This window comes from Paraburkholderia sp. D1E, assembly GCF_052682275.1.
In genome coordinates this window covers 1,601,588-1,615,557 of record NZ_JBQYMB010000001.1, presented here as the reverse complement: position 1 = coordinate 1,615,557, position 13,970 = coordinate 1,601,588, and the positions used below count along the sequence as shown (strand labels likewise).

At 61.2% G+C, this 13,970-nt stretch carries 12 protein-coding genes; 6 read left to right on the top strand and 6 right to left on the bottom strand.

Annotated elements, in window-relative coordinates:
• Positions 1-193: 193 nt before the first annotated feature.
• The 6 genes from ACUN0E_RS07480 (at position 194) to ACUN0E_RS07455 (ending at position 6,544) form a co-directional block, all read left to right on the top strand.
• Positions 194-1,102, top strand: coding sequence for a LysR family transcriptional regulator (locus ACUN0E_RS07480; RefSeq protein ID WP_408339811.1), 909 nt, complete (start codon positions 194-196; stop codon positions 1,100-1,102).
• Positions 1,103-1,203: 101 nt separating this feature from the next.
• Positions 1,204-1,662, top strand: coding sequence for a MarR family winged helix-turn-helix transcriptional regulator (locus tag ACUN0E_RS07475; protein WP_408339813.1), 459 nt, complete (start codon positions 1,204-1,206; stop codon positions 1,660-1,662).
• A gap of 6 nt (positions 1,663-1,668) precedes the next feature.
• The gene (locus tag ACUN0E_RS07470; protein WP_445566131.1) at positions 1,669-3,771 is read left to right on the top strand and encodes an FUSC family protein; all 2,103 of its coding nucleotides are present in this window, start codon (positions 1,669-1,671) and stop codon (positions 3,769-3,771) included.
• 45 nt (positions 3,772-3,816) lie between these two features.
• Complete coding sequence (locus ACUN0E_RS07465) at positions 3,817-4,026, top strand: DUF1656 domain-containing protein (RefSeq protein ID WP_445566130.1); 210 nt, start codon at positions 3,817-3,819, stop codon at positions 4,024-4,026.
• On the top strand, positions 4,023-5,054 hold the full coding sequence (locus tag ACUN0E_RS07460) for an efflux RND transporter periplasmic adaptor subunit (RefSeq protein WP_408238596.1): 1,032 nt from the start codon (positions 4,023-4,025) through the stop codon (positions 5,052-5,054). The genes ACUN0E_RS07465 and ACUN0E_RS07460 overlap by 4 nt, the downstream gene beginning before the upstream one ends.
• Positions 5,051-6,544: an efflux transporter outer membrane subunit gene (locus ACUN0E_RS07455; protein ID WP_445566129.1), complete on the top strand. Its 1,494-nt coding sequence runs from the start codon at positions 5,051-5,053 to the stop codon at positions 6,542-6,544. The genes ACUN0E_RS07460 and ACUN0E_RS07455 overlap by 4 nt, the downstream gene beginning before the upstream one ends.
• Here ACUN0E_RS07455 and ACUN0E_RS07450 read toward each other — a convergent pair.
• From ACUN0E_RS07450 to ACUN0E_RS07425, 6 genes are all read right to left on the bottom strand, one after another.
• Entirely contained in the window at positions 6,541-7,323 is a 783-nt protein-coding gene (locus tag ACUN0E_RS07450) for an amino acid ABC transporter ATP-binding protein (protein ID WP_445570394.1), read from the bottom strand. The genes ACUN0E_RS07455 and ACUN0E_RS07450 overlap by 4 nt on opposite strands.
• Positions 7,324-7,355: 32 nt before the next feature.
• Positions 7,356-8,312, bottom strand: a complete 957-nt coding sequence (locus ACUN0E_RS07445; protein WP_445566128.1) for an amino acid ABC transporter permease — start codon at positions 8,310-8,312, stop codon at positions 7,356-7,358.
• Between the two features lie 29 nt (positions 8,313-8,341).
• A complete protein-coding gene (locus ACUN0E_RS07440) occupies positions 8,342-9,625 on the bottom strand; it encodes an NAD(P)/FAD-dependent oxidoreductase (protein ID WP_445566127.1) in 1,284 nt (427 codons plus the stop codon).
• 68 nt (positions 9,626-9,693) lie between these two features.
• Positions 9,694-10,533, bottom strand: a complete 840-nt coding sequence (locus ACUN0E_RS07435; RefSeq protein ID WP_445566126.1) for a transporter substrate-binding domain-containing protein — start codon at positions 10,531-10,533, stop codon at positions 9,694-9,696.
• A 416-nt stretch (positions 10,534-10,949) separates the two neighbouring features.
• The gene (locus ACUN0E_RS07430) at positions 10,950-11,411 is read right to left on the bottom strand and encodes a (2Fe-2S)-binding protein (protein WP_115778595.1); all 462 of its coding nucleotides are present in this window, start codon (positions 11,409-11,411) and stop codon (positions 10,950-10,952) included.
• Between the two features lie 26 nt (positions 11,412-11,437).
• A complete protein-coding gene (locus ACUN0E_RS07425) occupies positions 11,438-13,708 on the bottom strand; it encodes a molybdopterin cofactor-binding domain-containing protein (protein ID WP_445566125.1) in 2,271 nt (756 codons plus the stop codon).
• Between the last annotated feature and the right edge of the window lie 262 nt (positions 13,709-13,970).

Genomic DNA, 13,970 nt, shown 5'->3' with positions numbered 1-13,970 from the left:
CCTGTCGATGTTGTTTTATGTCGCCATGCACTCGAGCCTGCTTGCCATGAGCAACGCGGGCCTCGGTCGATGCGATGGACGAGATCGTAGGATCGGGCGTGGTAAATGTAAAATACCTGTTTTAGGCACTATCCATATTTATAGAATATGGCAATGAGCAGAGCACCGAACACGGTCAAGGAGATAGAAGACGATGGAGCTTCGCCACTTGCGCTACTTCCTGGCCGTTGCCGAGGAAGGTCAATTCACACGTGCGGCCGAACGGCTGGCAATGCAACAACCCCCGCTCTCGCAGCAGATTCGAACGCTGGAAGAGGAGATCGGCTTCGAGCTGTTTGTACGCATGCCGCGCGGCGTTACGTTGACGCCCGCGGGGCAATCCTTTGCGGAAGACGCGCAACGCTTGCTGCAGGACCTGCAGCAGTCGGTGGACAAGGCACACCGGATTGCGCGCGGCGAGCTCGGCACGATCTCGATCGGCCTCACCAGTTCGGCGGCGTTCCATCCCTTCACGACGGAGGCGATCCGGGCCTTTCGCGCGGTGTGTCCCGAGGTTGCCGTGGAGCTTGCCGAGCTCAACGCGGCGGAAATTATCGAGCGTTTGGCGGCGGGACAGATTCAGGCGGCGTTTCTCCGCAAGCCGGTCGATGTGCGCGAAGGCGTGGCGTTCGAGTTACTGCTCGACGAACCGATGGTGGTAGTGCTGCCGGTCGGACATGCGTTGCTGAAAGGAGCAGGCAAGAAGCGACCGCAGGTGTCGTTGAAAGCGCTGGCGCAGGAAGATTTCATTCTGGTGCGCCGACCGGGGGCGCCCGGTATGTATGCGGATATTCTGGCGGCCTGCAGACAGGCGGGTTTCGTACCGCGGATTGCGCGCGAGGTGCCGCGCATGGTGTCGGGGATTAATCTGGTCGCAGCCGGGTTGGGGGTGACGCTCGTGCCGGCGTCGATGCAACGCTACGACCAGGTGGGGACCGTGTATTGCACATTGACGGGTCCCTCGAAGTTGAGTGCGCCGCTACATCTTGCTTACCCTGCGGGACTGCGCAATAACGCGGCGACCCGCTTTATCGAACTGGTGAAGGAGCGCGCTCGCGGTTGAATGCCGCATGCCTTTGCGACATTCAACCGCGAAGGCATGCTTCACAAAAAATTCCAATTCAATAGTTTGCTAACGAATATTTTAGAAATACAATACCGCCCATGTCGAATCTCGATGCCTTGCGCCGCACTGTCAGCAGCACCTTGGTCGTCGCCGCCAGAAAATGGCGGCGCACGAGCCATGGCGTGCTCGCGGCCTTTAACGTCTCCGAAGCGTGCGCCACGCCGCTCCTCACCGCCAGCCGGCTCGGCGAAGCGGTGCGGCAGGTCACGCTGGCCGATCACGTCGGTATTGAAGGGCCCTCGCTCGTGCGGCTGCTCGATCAACTGTGCGCGGCAGGTCTGATGCGTCGCGACGAAGATCCCGAAGACCGGCGCGCCAAGACCGTGGTGCTCACTGATGAGGGCCGCGCCGTTACCGCTAGAATGGAAGAAGAGCTCGTTACGCTGCGTGCGCAAGCTTTGAAAGGTATTTCGCGCAGCGATCTCGAGGCGACCTTGCGGGTGCTAGCCGCTTTTACGGCCGAGGCAGCTCCACATAACGCCGGGGATTCCGAGTAACGGTTTATGGTCTATCCCTCCATCCGCGACTGGCTGTTCTCCGTCAAGACGTTTGCCGCGGCGATGATCGCGCTCTACATCGGTCTCTCGCTCGAGTTACCGCGGCCGTACTGGGCGATGGCCACCGTCTACATCGTGTCGAATCCGTTTGTCGGCGCGACCCGCTCCAAGGCGCTTTATCGCGCGCTCGGCACCGCGCTCGGCGCGTCGGCCGCGGTACTGCTGGTGCCGCCGTTCGTCGAATCGCCCTATCTGTTCAGCGTGGTCGTCGCGTTGTGGACCGGCACGCTGCTATATCTGGCAGTGGCTGACCGTACCGCGCGCAGCTACGTCTTCATGCTGGCGGCCTACACCATGCCGATCATCGCCCTGCCTTCAGTGACGAATCCAGGCGGCGTGTTCGATCTGGCGATCAGCCGCACCGAGGAGATCACGCTCGGCATCGTGTGCGCGAGCATCGTCGGCAGTTCGCTGTTTCCTAGCCGCCTCGCGCCCACCATCATCGAGCGAACCGACGCGTGGTTTCGCGACGCCGCGTTCTACGCAACTGAGACGCTGTCCGGGCGCATTGCGGGCGCGGCGATCTCGGGGGCTCGCCAGCGGATCGCAGCCACGATTAACGGGCTGGAACTGCTGCTGAGCCAGCTTGCCTACGACCACACCCGGCTGGACATCCTGGCCCGTGCTCACGAACTGCGCGGGCGCATGCAGTTACTGCTGCCGATGATGTCGGCGCTGGCGGATCCTCTGGTCGCCCTCTACAACAGCGGCCGGCAGACATGGCCCGAGGGTCTCGAAGCGTTGCTCAACGATGTCATCAAATGGTTCAATGCGCCGCTTCCCCCGGCCAGCGAGGGCTATCGCCCCGACCTCGTCGCCGACGCGCTGCGCGCGCGCATCGCAACCATGCAGCCGCCGCCGGTCGCGCTGGCGAAATGGGACAGCGCGCTGCTTTCGAACGCCCTGTGGCGCATGAAACAGGTGATCGACGTCTGGCAGGACTGCCGCTCGCTGCGCATCATCATCACGCGTGAAGAAGGCTCGTGGCGGCCACGTTTTCGCCATTGGCGGCTGGGCGGCACCGAGCGGTTCTTCGACCGCGGCATCATGCTATTTTCGACGGTGTCCGCGGGCGCCGCGGTCATCATCGCGTGCGGTCTGTGGATCAGTTCAGGCTGGGCGGACGGCGCCAGTGCGGTGACGCTGGCGGCGGTCGCCTGCTGCTTCTTCGCCGCGCTCGACGAGCCCGCGCCCATGGTGTTCAAGTTCTTTCTCGCCACGGCGGTCAGCGTGGTGGCCGCTGGCATCTATCTGTTCGCCGTGCTGCCGCATGTGCATGATTTCCCGATGCTGGTCATCCTGTTCGCCGCGCCGTTCATCCTTGTCGGCACGTTGATCCCGCGTCCGCAGTTCAATATGGTGACCGTGCTGGTGGCCGTCAATACCGCCACCTTCATCAGCATTCAGGATGCTTACTCGGCCGACTTCCTGATCTTCCTGAACAGCAATCTCGCCGGCCTCGCAGGCTTGCTCTATGCCTATCTGTGGACCCGCGTGACGCGCCCGTTCGGCGCTGAACTCGCGGCCTCGCGGCTGCTGCGCTCGAGCTGGGCCGACGTGGCGCTGACCGCGTCCACACGGACAATCGAAGACCCGCGCAATCTTGCCGCGCGCATGCTCGACCGCCTGATGCAGTTGATCCCCCGCCTTGCCGCAACAGACGACCATCGCCATCCGTCGATCGAAAGCTTTCGCGATCTGCGCATCGCCTTCAACGCGCTCGATCTGCGCCGCCTGACGCGCAAGCTCGGCGGCGAAGCGCCGGCTTCCATCGACCAGGTCCTCGAAGACGTGCGCCAATACTTCGAAACCTGCGTCGACCGGAGCGCGCGCCAGCCGGTGCCTGAAAGCCTGATGTCGTCCATCGACGCAGCGGTGGCACGCGTCACGGCCCAAGGGCTGGCCAATGCCGACGCGCCAAGCGCGACTTCGCAAACTTCGGCACGCCGATTGCGCGAGGCGCTGCACGCGCTGGTCGGCTTGCGTCTTTCGCTGTTTCCGGCCACGCTAGTCACACCCACGCCGCCCGAACCGGAGGCCGCTGCCTGATGCGCCCGTTCCGCAACCCAATCCCCCCCTTTGCCAGTTCCCGCGATGATCGGTGAAATCGATATCTTCGGCGTGTTCGTGCCGGCCGTGCTCGTGCTGATGTTGATCGCCTATCTGATCAACCTGGCCATCCGCACGGTGCTCGCACGCATCGGCTTTTACCGCTTCGTCTGGCACCGTTCCATCTTCGATCTCGGCATCTATGTGCTGGTGCTGGGCCTTGTCGTCGTCGTTTCGCACAGACTAATAACGTGAAAAAAACCTGGTTCTCCGTCGGTCAAATTCTGCTGACCCTGATCGTCGTCGTGGTTGCAGCCTTCGTGCTGTGGAAACTGGTCGCTTACTACATGTTCGCGCCGTGGACCCGCGACGGGCACGTGCGCGCCGATGTGATCCAGGTCGCGCCGGATATCTCGGGGCTGATTTCATCGGTCGAGGTAGTGGACAACCAGCAGGTCAAGCAAGGCCAGGTGCTGTTCGTGATCGATCAGGCCCGCTATGCCCTCGCATTGCGCCAGGCCCAGGCCACCGCGCTGCAGCGCCGCGCCACCCTCGATCAGGCGCGCCGCGAAGACGCGCGTAATCGTCAGCTCGGCAACCTCGTCGCGGCGGAAGTTGCCGAAGAAAGCCGCTCGCGTGTCGAAACGGCGGAAGCCGCGCTCGCCGATGCGAACGTTGCAATCGATACCGCCAAACTGAATTTGCAACGCACCACGATCGTGAGCCCGGTCGACGGTTATCTGAACGACCGCGCACCGCGCACCGGCGAGTTCGTCTCCGCGGGTCGCGCGGTGGTGGCGGTGGTGGATATGCATTCGTTCCGCGTCGACGGTTATTTCGAAGAAACCAAGATGCGTGGCATCGACATCGGCCAGGCGGTCGATATCCAGGTGATGGGCGAGCCGAACATACTGCGCGGGCACGTGCAAAGCATCGTCGCGGGGATTGAAGACCGCGACCGCACGCAAGGGTCGAATCTGCTGCCGAATGTGAACCCGGCGTTCAGCTGGGTGCGGCTCGCGCAACGGATTCCGGTGCGGGTGGCGCTCGACGAGGTCCCCTCCGACTTCCGCATGATCGCCGGACGCACCGCGACGGTGTCGGTACGCGATCTGTCGCCGAACGGCAAGAAGCATCCGGCTGCGGGTGCTTCGGGTGTTGTGGATGCGTCAGCGGCTTCGACGGCGGCCACGGCTTCCGCTACGTCTGCCGTTCCCGCTGCCTCGGCTGCTTCTGCTACGCAACCGGCATCTGCTGCAGTTATTTCGGGCGCCTCGCAATGAAGCTGTCGCGCGCCCTGCCCTTATTGCCACTGTTACCGTTAGCCGTTGCGCTCAACGGCTGCATGAACGTCGGCCCCAATTACTCGCTGCCGAAGCAGGCGCTGGTCAACGCGCCCCTCGCCAATGCACCGATCGAAGGCGCCGATGCCAAACTGACCACGCGGCAGAACGTGCCCGCGGTCTGGTGGAAGCTCTATGACGATCCGGTGCTGAACAGCCTCGTCGACGAAGCGCTGCAATCGAATACAGACTTGCGCGTCGCAGCGGCTAACCTCGCGCGGTCGCGCGAAGCGCTGGGTGTTGCGCAGGCGCAGGGCGGCTTCTCCGGCAAAACGTCGGCGGCTGTCGAACGGGCGCAGGAATCGGCCGAGCAGTATCTGCTTTTCAACAAACTGCCGGTCGCTAACGAAGGCGACATCGGTATCAGCATTTCGTACGAAATCGATCTGTTTGGCAAGCTGCGGCGTGGGGTCGAAGCGGCGGCGGCGGATACGGAATCCGTGCAGGCGGCCGGCGATCTCGCGCGAATCACAGTGGTCGCGGATGTCGTGCGCTCTTATGTCGACCAATGCTCGGCCGCCGAGGAACTCAGGATCGCGCAGCAGTCGCTGGCATTGCAGAAGCAGCGGGTGGACGTGTCGCGCCGATTGCGCGACGCGGGTCGAGGCAATCAGCCTGACGTGACGCGTGGCCAGACTCAGGTCGATACCCTGGCGGCGGATATTCCGCGCTACACGGCGCGTCGCCAGATCGCGCAATACCGGCTAGCGGCGCTGCTCGCACGCGCACCGTCCGATTTGCCGCCGGCGGTACTGGCTTGCAGCACGCTGCCTCAGATCCGTCAGCCGATTCCGGTCGGCGACGGCGCCGGGCTGCTCAAGCGCCGTCCGGACGTGCGCGAAGCCGAGCGTCAACTGGCAGCTTCGACAGCGCGTATCGGCGTCGCGACGGGCGCGTTGTATCCGACTGTGAGCATCGGTGCATCGGCGGGTTTGACGGGGATTCTGGAAGACCTCGGCACGTCGCCGACGGCGCGCTGGGCCTTCGGTCCACTGATCAGCTGGACCTTCCCCACCAATGGCGCACGAGGCCGCGTACGCGAGGCGGAAGCGTCGAGCAATGTGGCGCTGGCAAAGTTCGACGGCGTCGTGCTGACCGCGTTGCGCGAAACCGAAACCAGCCTCGCGACCTATGCGTCCGACTATGCCCGCGCCGACGCGTTGCGTGCTGCGTTGAAGTCGGCCACCGAGTCGGCGGATGAAACGCATCGGCTGTATCGCGCCGGACGCGAGTCGTTCATTTCGGATCTGGATGCGACCCGCACGCTGACTTCGACTAAGTCTCAAGTAGCGGCCGCGGAAGGCCAGGTGGCGATCGATCAGGTCAACCTGTTCCTCGCGCTTGGCGGTGGGTGGGAGACGGATGCGCAGATGGCGCCGGGGGCTGCGACGCCCGCGAGCGGCAACGTTTTGAATGCCAACAGCCCCTAATCGGCCCGCAACACCTGGCAAAGAAACTGCTTCAACCGCTCCGTGCGAGGATAGTCAAAAACGTCCTGTGGAGTGCCGCTTTCGATTATCTCTCCGTGGTCCATGAAGACAACCCTATCGGCAACTTGCCGTGCGAACCCCATCTCGTGGGTAACGCAAACCATAGTCATGCCGGAACCTGCCAAACCAATCATGGTTTCAAGAACTTCTTTTATCATTTCCGGATCAAGGGCCGACGTAGGCTCATCAAACAACATAATCTTCGGCTCCATGCAAAGCGCCCGCGCAATGGCCACACGCTGCTGCTGACCGCCGGATAACTGCCCAGGATACTTGCGAGCCTGCTCGGGTATCCTCACCCGCTCGAGATAATGCATCGCCAGAGCTTCAGCATCGGCTTTGGGCATCCTTTTGACATGGATTGACGCCAAAGCGCAGTTCTCAAGCACAGTCAGATGCGGAAACAGGTTGAATGACTGAAACACCATCCCGAGCTTGCGGCGGATCCCGCCAAGCGTGCGCACGTCATCCGTAAGCTCAACGTTGTCGACAAGTATTCGGCCTTGCTGATGCCGTTCCAAACGGTTTATGCAACGAATCAACGTCGACTTGCCCGACCCCGACGGGCCGCAGATAACGACACGCTCGCCCTCCGCCACGGTCATGCTGACATCGCGCAGTACCTGCATCGCGCCATACCATTTGTTCACCTGGACTAGTTCGATCGTCGGTGACCCAGACACGAATTCCGGCTCTTCGATGTGCAGGGCAACGTCCATTCCGCTTCCTTGAGAAAGATCGGCAACGAGCGTCATCGCGTAGATTTCCTGTATCTGCGTTCAATACGGGACTGGATCACCTCCAGCATCATGGACAGCAACCAGTACACCAGCGCTGCGGTAATCAGCATTTCCATATGTCGGAATTCACGCTGCCCCTCGGTAGTCGCCACGTACGTCAACTCCCATACGCCGACGACAGAAACCAGCGAACTGTCCTTAAGCATCGCGATAAACTGATTCCCGGTCGGCGGGATGATGATCCGCAAGGCCTGAGGCAGAATGACCAGTCGCATCATCATGCCGTGACTCAGGCCGAGCGCACGGGCTGCGTCCCATTGCCCTTTCGGAATGCTTTGAATGCCGGCCCGGAAAATCTCGGTCATGTAAGCGCCGTAGCAGAGCGACAACGCAGCAACGCCGGCAGGTATCGGATTGACGATGTAACCTAACTGCGGCAAGCCCAGATACAGAATGAAGATTTGCATCAGCAACGGCAAGCCGCGAAACAACGACGTATAGAACGTCGCAATACCGATCGCGATACCATTCGACGACAGTTTGGCAAGCGCACCGATCAATGCCAGCACAAACGCAATCGCAATCGAGATTGCGGAGATGTATAGCGTCGTCGTCGCACCCTGCATCAGCAAATAGCCGATTTTTCGCTCGATGAACTCGAAGCTCAGGTTGAATGTGGAGAAAAACAGTACTACCAGCAGCGCCAGTTCAATCCACACGACGATGATCTGCAGCCGCACCGACAGACGCAACAGCAAATAACAATTCGCGACAGCCATGGCGCCGCCTATCACCTTCCTGAGTAGATCGGCATCCATGCCGACCGCTGGGAAGCCGCGCGTCGCACCGGCAATCCAGTCCGGCGCGACGTGCACCGCGTAATAGCCAACGATCAGTAACAAGCCAAGCAAGGCCAGAACGACACCCGCATTTCGCTTGGGGACTCCTGCAACGTCTTCCGCAAACATGTCTGTCTCCAGAGAAGCTGACGCACTTTTTATGTTGCGCGTTCTCGCATGAAATCCATTAGCTGGTAATACCAGTATGTGAGCTGAACGGCCGCGGTGCCGGCTGGGCCACCGTTCCATTGCAAGCCAAAAGGCTCGAATATTCTGTATCGATCTGTCTCACCCGTAATGCCTTGCGCTATCAGCCGCCCACCAATTGCCGTCGTATTCATCCCGTGGCCGCCGAAGCCCATGCAGTACCACACGCCCGTTTGTAATTGGCCAATAAGCGGCATCAGATGTCTTGCATACGACATCCGTCCGGACCACGCGATCGCCACGTTCAGGCCGCTCAACTGTGGATAGGTATCGACCATTCGCCTGCGCAGAATTTCGGCCAGACGATCCGGCTCCGACGTGCGCGTTGTGATCATGCCGCCCCACAGAATGCGCTCGCCGCCGTCCACCAGGCGGTAATAATCGCTGGCTCGACGGCTATCCCCCACGGATGCCGTCGTGCGAATCGCTGTGGCGATCTGTTCTTTGGCCGGCTCGGTCAAAAGCATATAGGTCGAGATGGGCAGATAACTGCGAGCCAGTTCAGGAACCAGGCCACCGGTATAGCCGCCGCAGGTAAAGACGACGTCACGGGCGCTAACGGTGCCGCCAACGGTCTTCAGCCGTTTGATGGTTGAAGTGGAGTCGAACGATACGACTTCCGAGTCTTCGAATACCTGCCCACCCAGGCGATCGATCTCCGCAACCAGCGCACGCGCGTAGTTCAGCGGATGAAAGTGGAAAGCGCGCCCGTCGTATAGCGCCTGACGGTATTTGCTCGACACGAGCGATTCGCGCACTTCTTCATGTGATTTGAACGCAAGGTCGTACTGAAACTCTTGCGCCATCCACGATTGATGGGCGCGCATTTCAGCGGCGTTCTCATGACGGGACACGCGTAGCACACCGTGAACCTGCTGTGCGTCGCGGATATCGAGTTGCGCAATATTGCTTGCCACGATGTCGACGCCTTCTATCGACATGCGGTAGATGGATTTGGCATCGTCGATGCCCGCGCGCTGGGCGATTCGAGCAAAGCTCGTTGAATACCCGGGGCTGACGACGCCACCGTTGCGCCCCGACGCTCCCCACGATACGCGTTGCGCCTCCAGCAGAATGACCGAGCGGCCACGCCGGAGCAATTCCAATGCAGCGGTAATGCCTGCCAGACCGGCGCCAACGATGCAGACGTCGGCCTCTTTAGCTCCGCTTAGCGGCGGTCTTGACTCAAAGGTTCGAAGGGTTCGCGTGTAATACGTGTCCAGGTAAGAAGCCATCTTGTGAGCCGCACCCGTTGTTGTTCCTGTCGGTCAGGCGGTGCGGCGGCGCAAGCCGCCGCTACCGTTCATTGTGTGTAATCGCGACCGAACCACTTCATGCTTATTTTCGTCAATGTGCCATCCTGTTTCATCTGATGGACCACGTCGCCGACCTTCTTGTCCCATTCCGCGTCGCCCTTGTCGGCAACGATGGCGAGAGGCTCACGATACGCGTAGTCACCCGGAACGATCTTCACGGGATAGCCGCTCTTGATCGCCGCGAGCGCGGTCTGCTCCGGCGTGATGATGGCATCCAGACGCTTGCCGTCGCCGAGTCGCAGGTCGTCATAAGGGAGCATCGAGTCCGTGTACGTCTTTATTTCCTTCGGTTTCTGCGACATGTACTTGAACGCGGGCACATCGGGACCTGCAATTTCAAGGTGACCCTGCACGTAGTCTTCCGAAGTGGTACCCGCTTCCACGCCGATGATCTTGTTGTTCAGATCCGCACGTGTCGTGGCTTTCGAGTCTTTATTTACAACGAACACGTAGGGGCTGTAGTAATAGACAGCGGGAAAATCAAGCAGTTGGGCACGCGGTTTGGTCGGCGTCACGGAAAGCACCGAGAGGTCCCAGCGGCCGTGCCAATGTCCGCCGGTCATCAGACTGAACTGCGGCGTATCGAACGACACCTTGACCCCAAGGCGGCGCGCGATTTCCTTCGCGACGTCGATATCGAAGCCGTCGAATTCGTGTTTGTCGTTCAGGAACGCTTGCGGAGGCCATTTGCCGCTCGTCGCCACCACCATGTTGCCGTTCTTCATGACCCGGTCCAGGGTCGCGCCTGCCTGAGCACTGATCGCGGTAAGGGCAACGGTCGCGCCGATCGTTAACCCTAGCAGTCTGCTTAGAATTGTCGTAACCATGCTGCGTGTCTCCTGTTTATTGTTCTGCCGCCCGGGTAGCCTGAAAGACTCCCAGTCGTTCCATCCATGCTGGCGCGAACTCTACGGCGCGCAAAGAAGACTAGCTACCAATATAAAAGCATCAGGTCGTTCCGCAATTGCATCAAGTCCGGCTAGCTTGAATGTCAACAGATCCTGGGCAGGGGCACGACGCCCACTGCGTTCAAAGTTATTTTTGAAAAGCTTTCTTTTACCTTTCAATTCGGGTTAAATACGAGCCTTCAACTACACGCTAGGGAGCACGTATGTCGAACTTCATGCAAGGCGCAGCCACGTTGGGCGGCTGCATCGGCGTTTTCACAGTGGTGGTCGCGGTCGTGGAGATGCTGGCGAACTGAGCGCGGCTTATACACGTGCGGCGACGGCCTTAAGCGTCCCTAAGCGGGCCGCCGTTTCGCGGCCGCCTGATGAATCGCGGCCCTCACCCTCGGATACGTGCCGCAACGGCACACAATGTTGGACATCGCCGCATCGATGTCCGCATCGGTAGGATTGGGCTTCTGCTTGAGCAATGCGCAGGCCGCCATTAGCTGTGCGCTCTGGCAATAGCCGCACTGCACCACGTCAAGATCGATCCACGCGGCCTTTAGCGCCTGCGCTTCGGCGCCCTGCACGCCTTCGATGGTCGTGATCTTCTGCGAGTGCAAGCTCGACATAGGCGTCTGGCAGGCGAGACCCGCCTTGCCATCCAGATGGATCGTGCACGCGCCGCAAATGCCCACGCCGCAGCCGAACTTGGTGCCGGTCATGCCGAGGTCGCAGCGTAGCACCCATAGGAGCGGCATATCCGGTTCGGCTTGCACGGCCACCGCCCGGCCGTTGATGTTCAGCGATCCCATGCTTTTCTCCGTCAGTCCGACGCGTTTCATGCGAGCCTCAACGGCAACGCGCGCAAGCGCTGGCCGGTCAGCGCGAACACTGCGTTAGCCACCGCCGGCGCGACCGGCGGCACGCCCAGTTCGCCGACGCCCTGCGGGTGCATCTGGCTCGGCATGATGTCGGTTTCGATCACCGGACAATCGTTCATCCGCACGACGGGGAAATCGACGAAGTTCTTCTGCGTCACCTGCCCGCCGTTGATAGTGATTTCGTCCTGCAATGCTGTCGAGAGGCCAAAGACAATGCCGCTCTCCATCTGCTGACGAATCAGGTTTGGATTCACCGGCAGTCCACAGTCGATCACGCAGACCACGCGATGCACGCGGATCTGTTTGTTGGGACCGACCGATACCTCCACCACCTGCGCGACGACACTGCCGAACGCCTCGTGCAGCGCGACGCCACGTGCCCGCTTGGTGCCGTCTGCGGCACGCGCTATGGGATGCCCCCAATCCGATAACGCCGCAACGCGCCTTAACACCGCCAGATGACGCGGATGCTGTACGAGCAGCGCCGCGCGAAACGTAATCGGATCCTGAGTGATAGCTACGGCGAGTTCGTCTGTAAAACCCTCCGTGAAAAACGCCTGATGCGAATGACCGACCGATCGCCAGAATCCAACCGGCACCGGCAATTCGACGATCTTGTGTGCCACGCGCGCGGTGGGCCATTCGTAGGGCTGATCGAACGCGCCTTCACAGGTGGTCTTGTCGATGGGAATGCGCGGCATGCCGTAGTAGCGCACGAGCGATTCCGGCACGATCGCCTGACTCGCTGAAGTGGCATGCCACGCGACCAGCTTATTATCTTTGTCGAAACCGGCCTTCAGTCGCGACACGCACGCCGGACGGTAGAAATCGTGGGTGAAGTCCTGCGCACGCGACCAGATTGTTTGCACCGGACGACCGCCGCCCTCGCGCGCAATCGCCGCGGCTTGTGCAATGAAATCGAGTTCGAGACGGCGCCCGAAAGCACCGCCAAGCAGTTGTGCCTGCACGTCGACTTTGTCGGTATCGATATCCAGCACTTTCGCGACGTGCTGCCGCGCCAGGGCGGGCATTTGCGTTGAGACCCAAACGGTGGCCGCGCCGTCCGCGACCTGCACCGTGCAATTCACCGGCTCGACCGCGCCATGCGCGAGGTACGGCGCGTGGTACTCGGCAGTGAGGGTTCGCGTCGCGCCGCTCAATGCAGCATCGACATCGCCGCGATGGTAATAGGCGTGGCCGTCGCTGTCGTCCAGTGCTTTCGCGAGGTTGGCGTCCACGCTCGCGCTCGACAGCGTGGCTGCGGCGCCGTCATTCCAGACCACATTGATAGCACTGACCGCATTCATCGCGCGGAAGGGGTTGTCCGCGATGACTGCTACGGCACCGCTGCCACCGGCGTATGGCGCCAACGCGAAGGCCTTGATGAAACCCGGCATGTTTGCAGCAGGCGAGGCGTCGAAATGCGCCACCGTACCGCCTAACGTGGGGCACATCACCACGCTCGCGTAGATGAGACCGTCGGGTAGCGCGTCAATGCCGAAGCGCGCCGTACCATTGATTTTCGATGCGGCTTCGATGCGTCGCATCGGTTTGCCGATCAGTTTGAAGTCGGCAGGATCTTTCAGCACGACCTTGCGCGGCAACGGTTGCTGTGCGGCCATCGTAGATAGTTCGCCGAAGCTCGCTTTATGGCCCGAAGCGTGCAGTACGTGGCCGCCTTCCGTACGACATTCGCCCGGCGGCACCTTCCATTGCCCGGCCGCCGCGCCGATCAACATCGCACGCGCCGAGGCGCCGGCTTCACGCATTGGCGTCCATAGATCGTTCATGCTCGATGAACCGCCTGTCATCATCGTGCCGGCGTCGCGCACCAGCTTGCGGGTCATCCAGACTGTGGCGCGCTTGACCGCACTGTCGTCGTCCGGACGAAACGGCAGATCGTCCACGATGTTCTGTACGCTGTTGTAGATCTTATCGATCGGCGAGTTTTCGACGCGAACCTGCGACCAGTCGGCGTCGAGTTCTTCGGCCAGCAGCATGGCGAGACCGGTGTGGATACCCTGTCCCATTTCCGCTTTGCACATCATGATCGTGACGCTGTTGTCGGCGGCGATTTTGACCCAACCGTTGAGCGCGACCTGATTGCCCTCAGCCGGCAGCGGCGTGGACGTGGTCAGCCGCTGACCCGGCGGCAGCACCGACCAGCCGACCAGCAACGCACCGAGCGCGCCGGCGCCACCTAGCAGGAAGGTTCTGCGCTTTAACATCGTTTGACTCGATCAGCTTGCACAGTGGCGGGGAAGCTGTAAAAGCGCGGGCGAGCGCTGAGATTTGTTTCGTCGGAACAGTAGTAAGACGGAAGAGTGGGTGGGGGACTGAAAGCCAGGGGTTCAGCCACAACGCGCGGCGCTAGCGGAGGCCCTTGGCGGAAAGGACAACCACGTGCTGTGTGTCAGTTTATTAAATGTTATTCGGCGCGTGGCGGCACGCTGCAGTGCAACTGACTTGAACGGCGGAAGTGGCGGATTT

What these genes read in the sequence shown, in the direction of transcription:
- ACUN0E_RS07480 (WP_408339811.1), top strand. Translation starts at nt 194, where the DNA reads ATGGAGCTTCGCCACTTGCGCTACTTCCTGGCCGTTGCCGAGGAAGGT.
- ACUN0E_RS07475 (WP_408339813.1), top strand. Translation starts at nt 1,204, where the DNA reads ATGTCGAATCTCGATGCCTTGCGCCGCACTGTCAGCAGCACCTTGGTC.
- ACUN0E_RS07470 (WP_445566131.1), top strand. Translation starts at nt 1,669, where the DNA reads ATGGTCTATCCCTCCATCCGCGACTGGCTGTTCTCCGTCAAGACGTTT.
- ACUN0E_RS07465 (WP_445566130.1), top strand. Translation starts at nt 3,817, where the DNA reads ATGATCGGTGAAATCGATATCTTCGGCGTGTTCGTGCCGGCCGTGCTC.
- ACUN0E_RS07455 (WP_445566129.1), top strand. Translation starts at nt 5,051, where the DNA reads ATGAAGCTGTCGCGCGCCCTGCCCTTATTGCCACTGTTACCGTTAGCC.
- ACUN0E_RS07450 (WP_445570394.1), bottom strand. Translation starts at nt 7,323, where the DNA reads ATGGACGTTGCCCTGCACATCGAAGAGCCGGAATTCGTGTCTGGGTCA.
- ACUN0E_RS07445 (WP_445566128.1), bottom strand. Translation starts at nt 8,312, where the DNA reads ATGTTTGCGGAAGACGTTGCAGGAGTCCCCAAGCGAAATGCGGGTGTC.
- ACUN0E_RS07440 (WP_445566127.1), bottom strand. Translation starts at nt 9,625, where the DNA reads ATGGCTTCTTACCTGGACACGTATTACACGCGAACCCTTCGAACCTTT.
- ACUN0E_RS07435 (WP_445566126.1), bottom strand. Translation starts at nt 10,533, where the DNA reads ATGGTTACGACAATTCTAAGCAGACTGCTAGGGTTAACGATCGGCGCG.
- ACUN0E_RS07430 (WP_115778595.1), bottom strand. Translation starts at nt 11,411, where the DNA reads ATGGGATCGCTGAACATCAACGGCCGGGCGGTGGCCGTGCAAGCCGAA.
- ACUN0E_RS07425 (WP_445566125.1), bottom strand. Translation starts at nt 13,708, where the DNA reads ATGTTAAAGCGCAGAACCTTCCTGCTAGGTGGCGCCGGCGCGCTCGGT.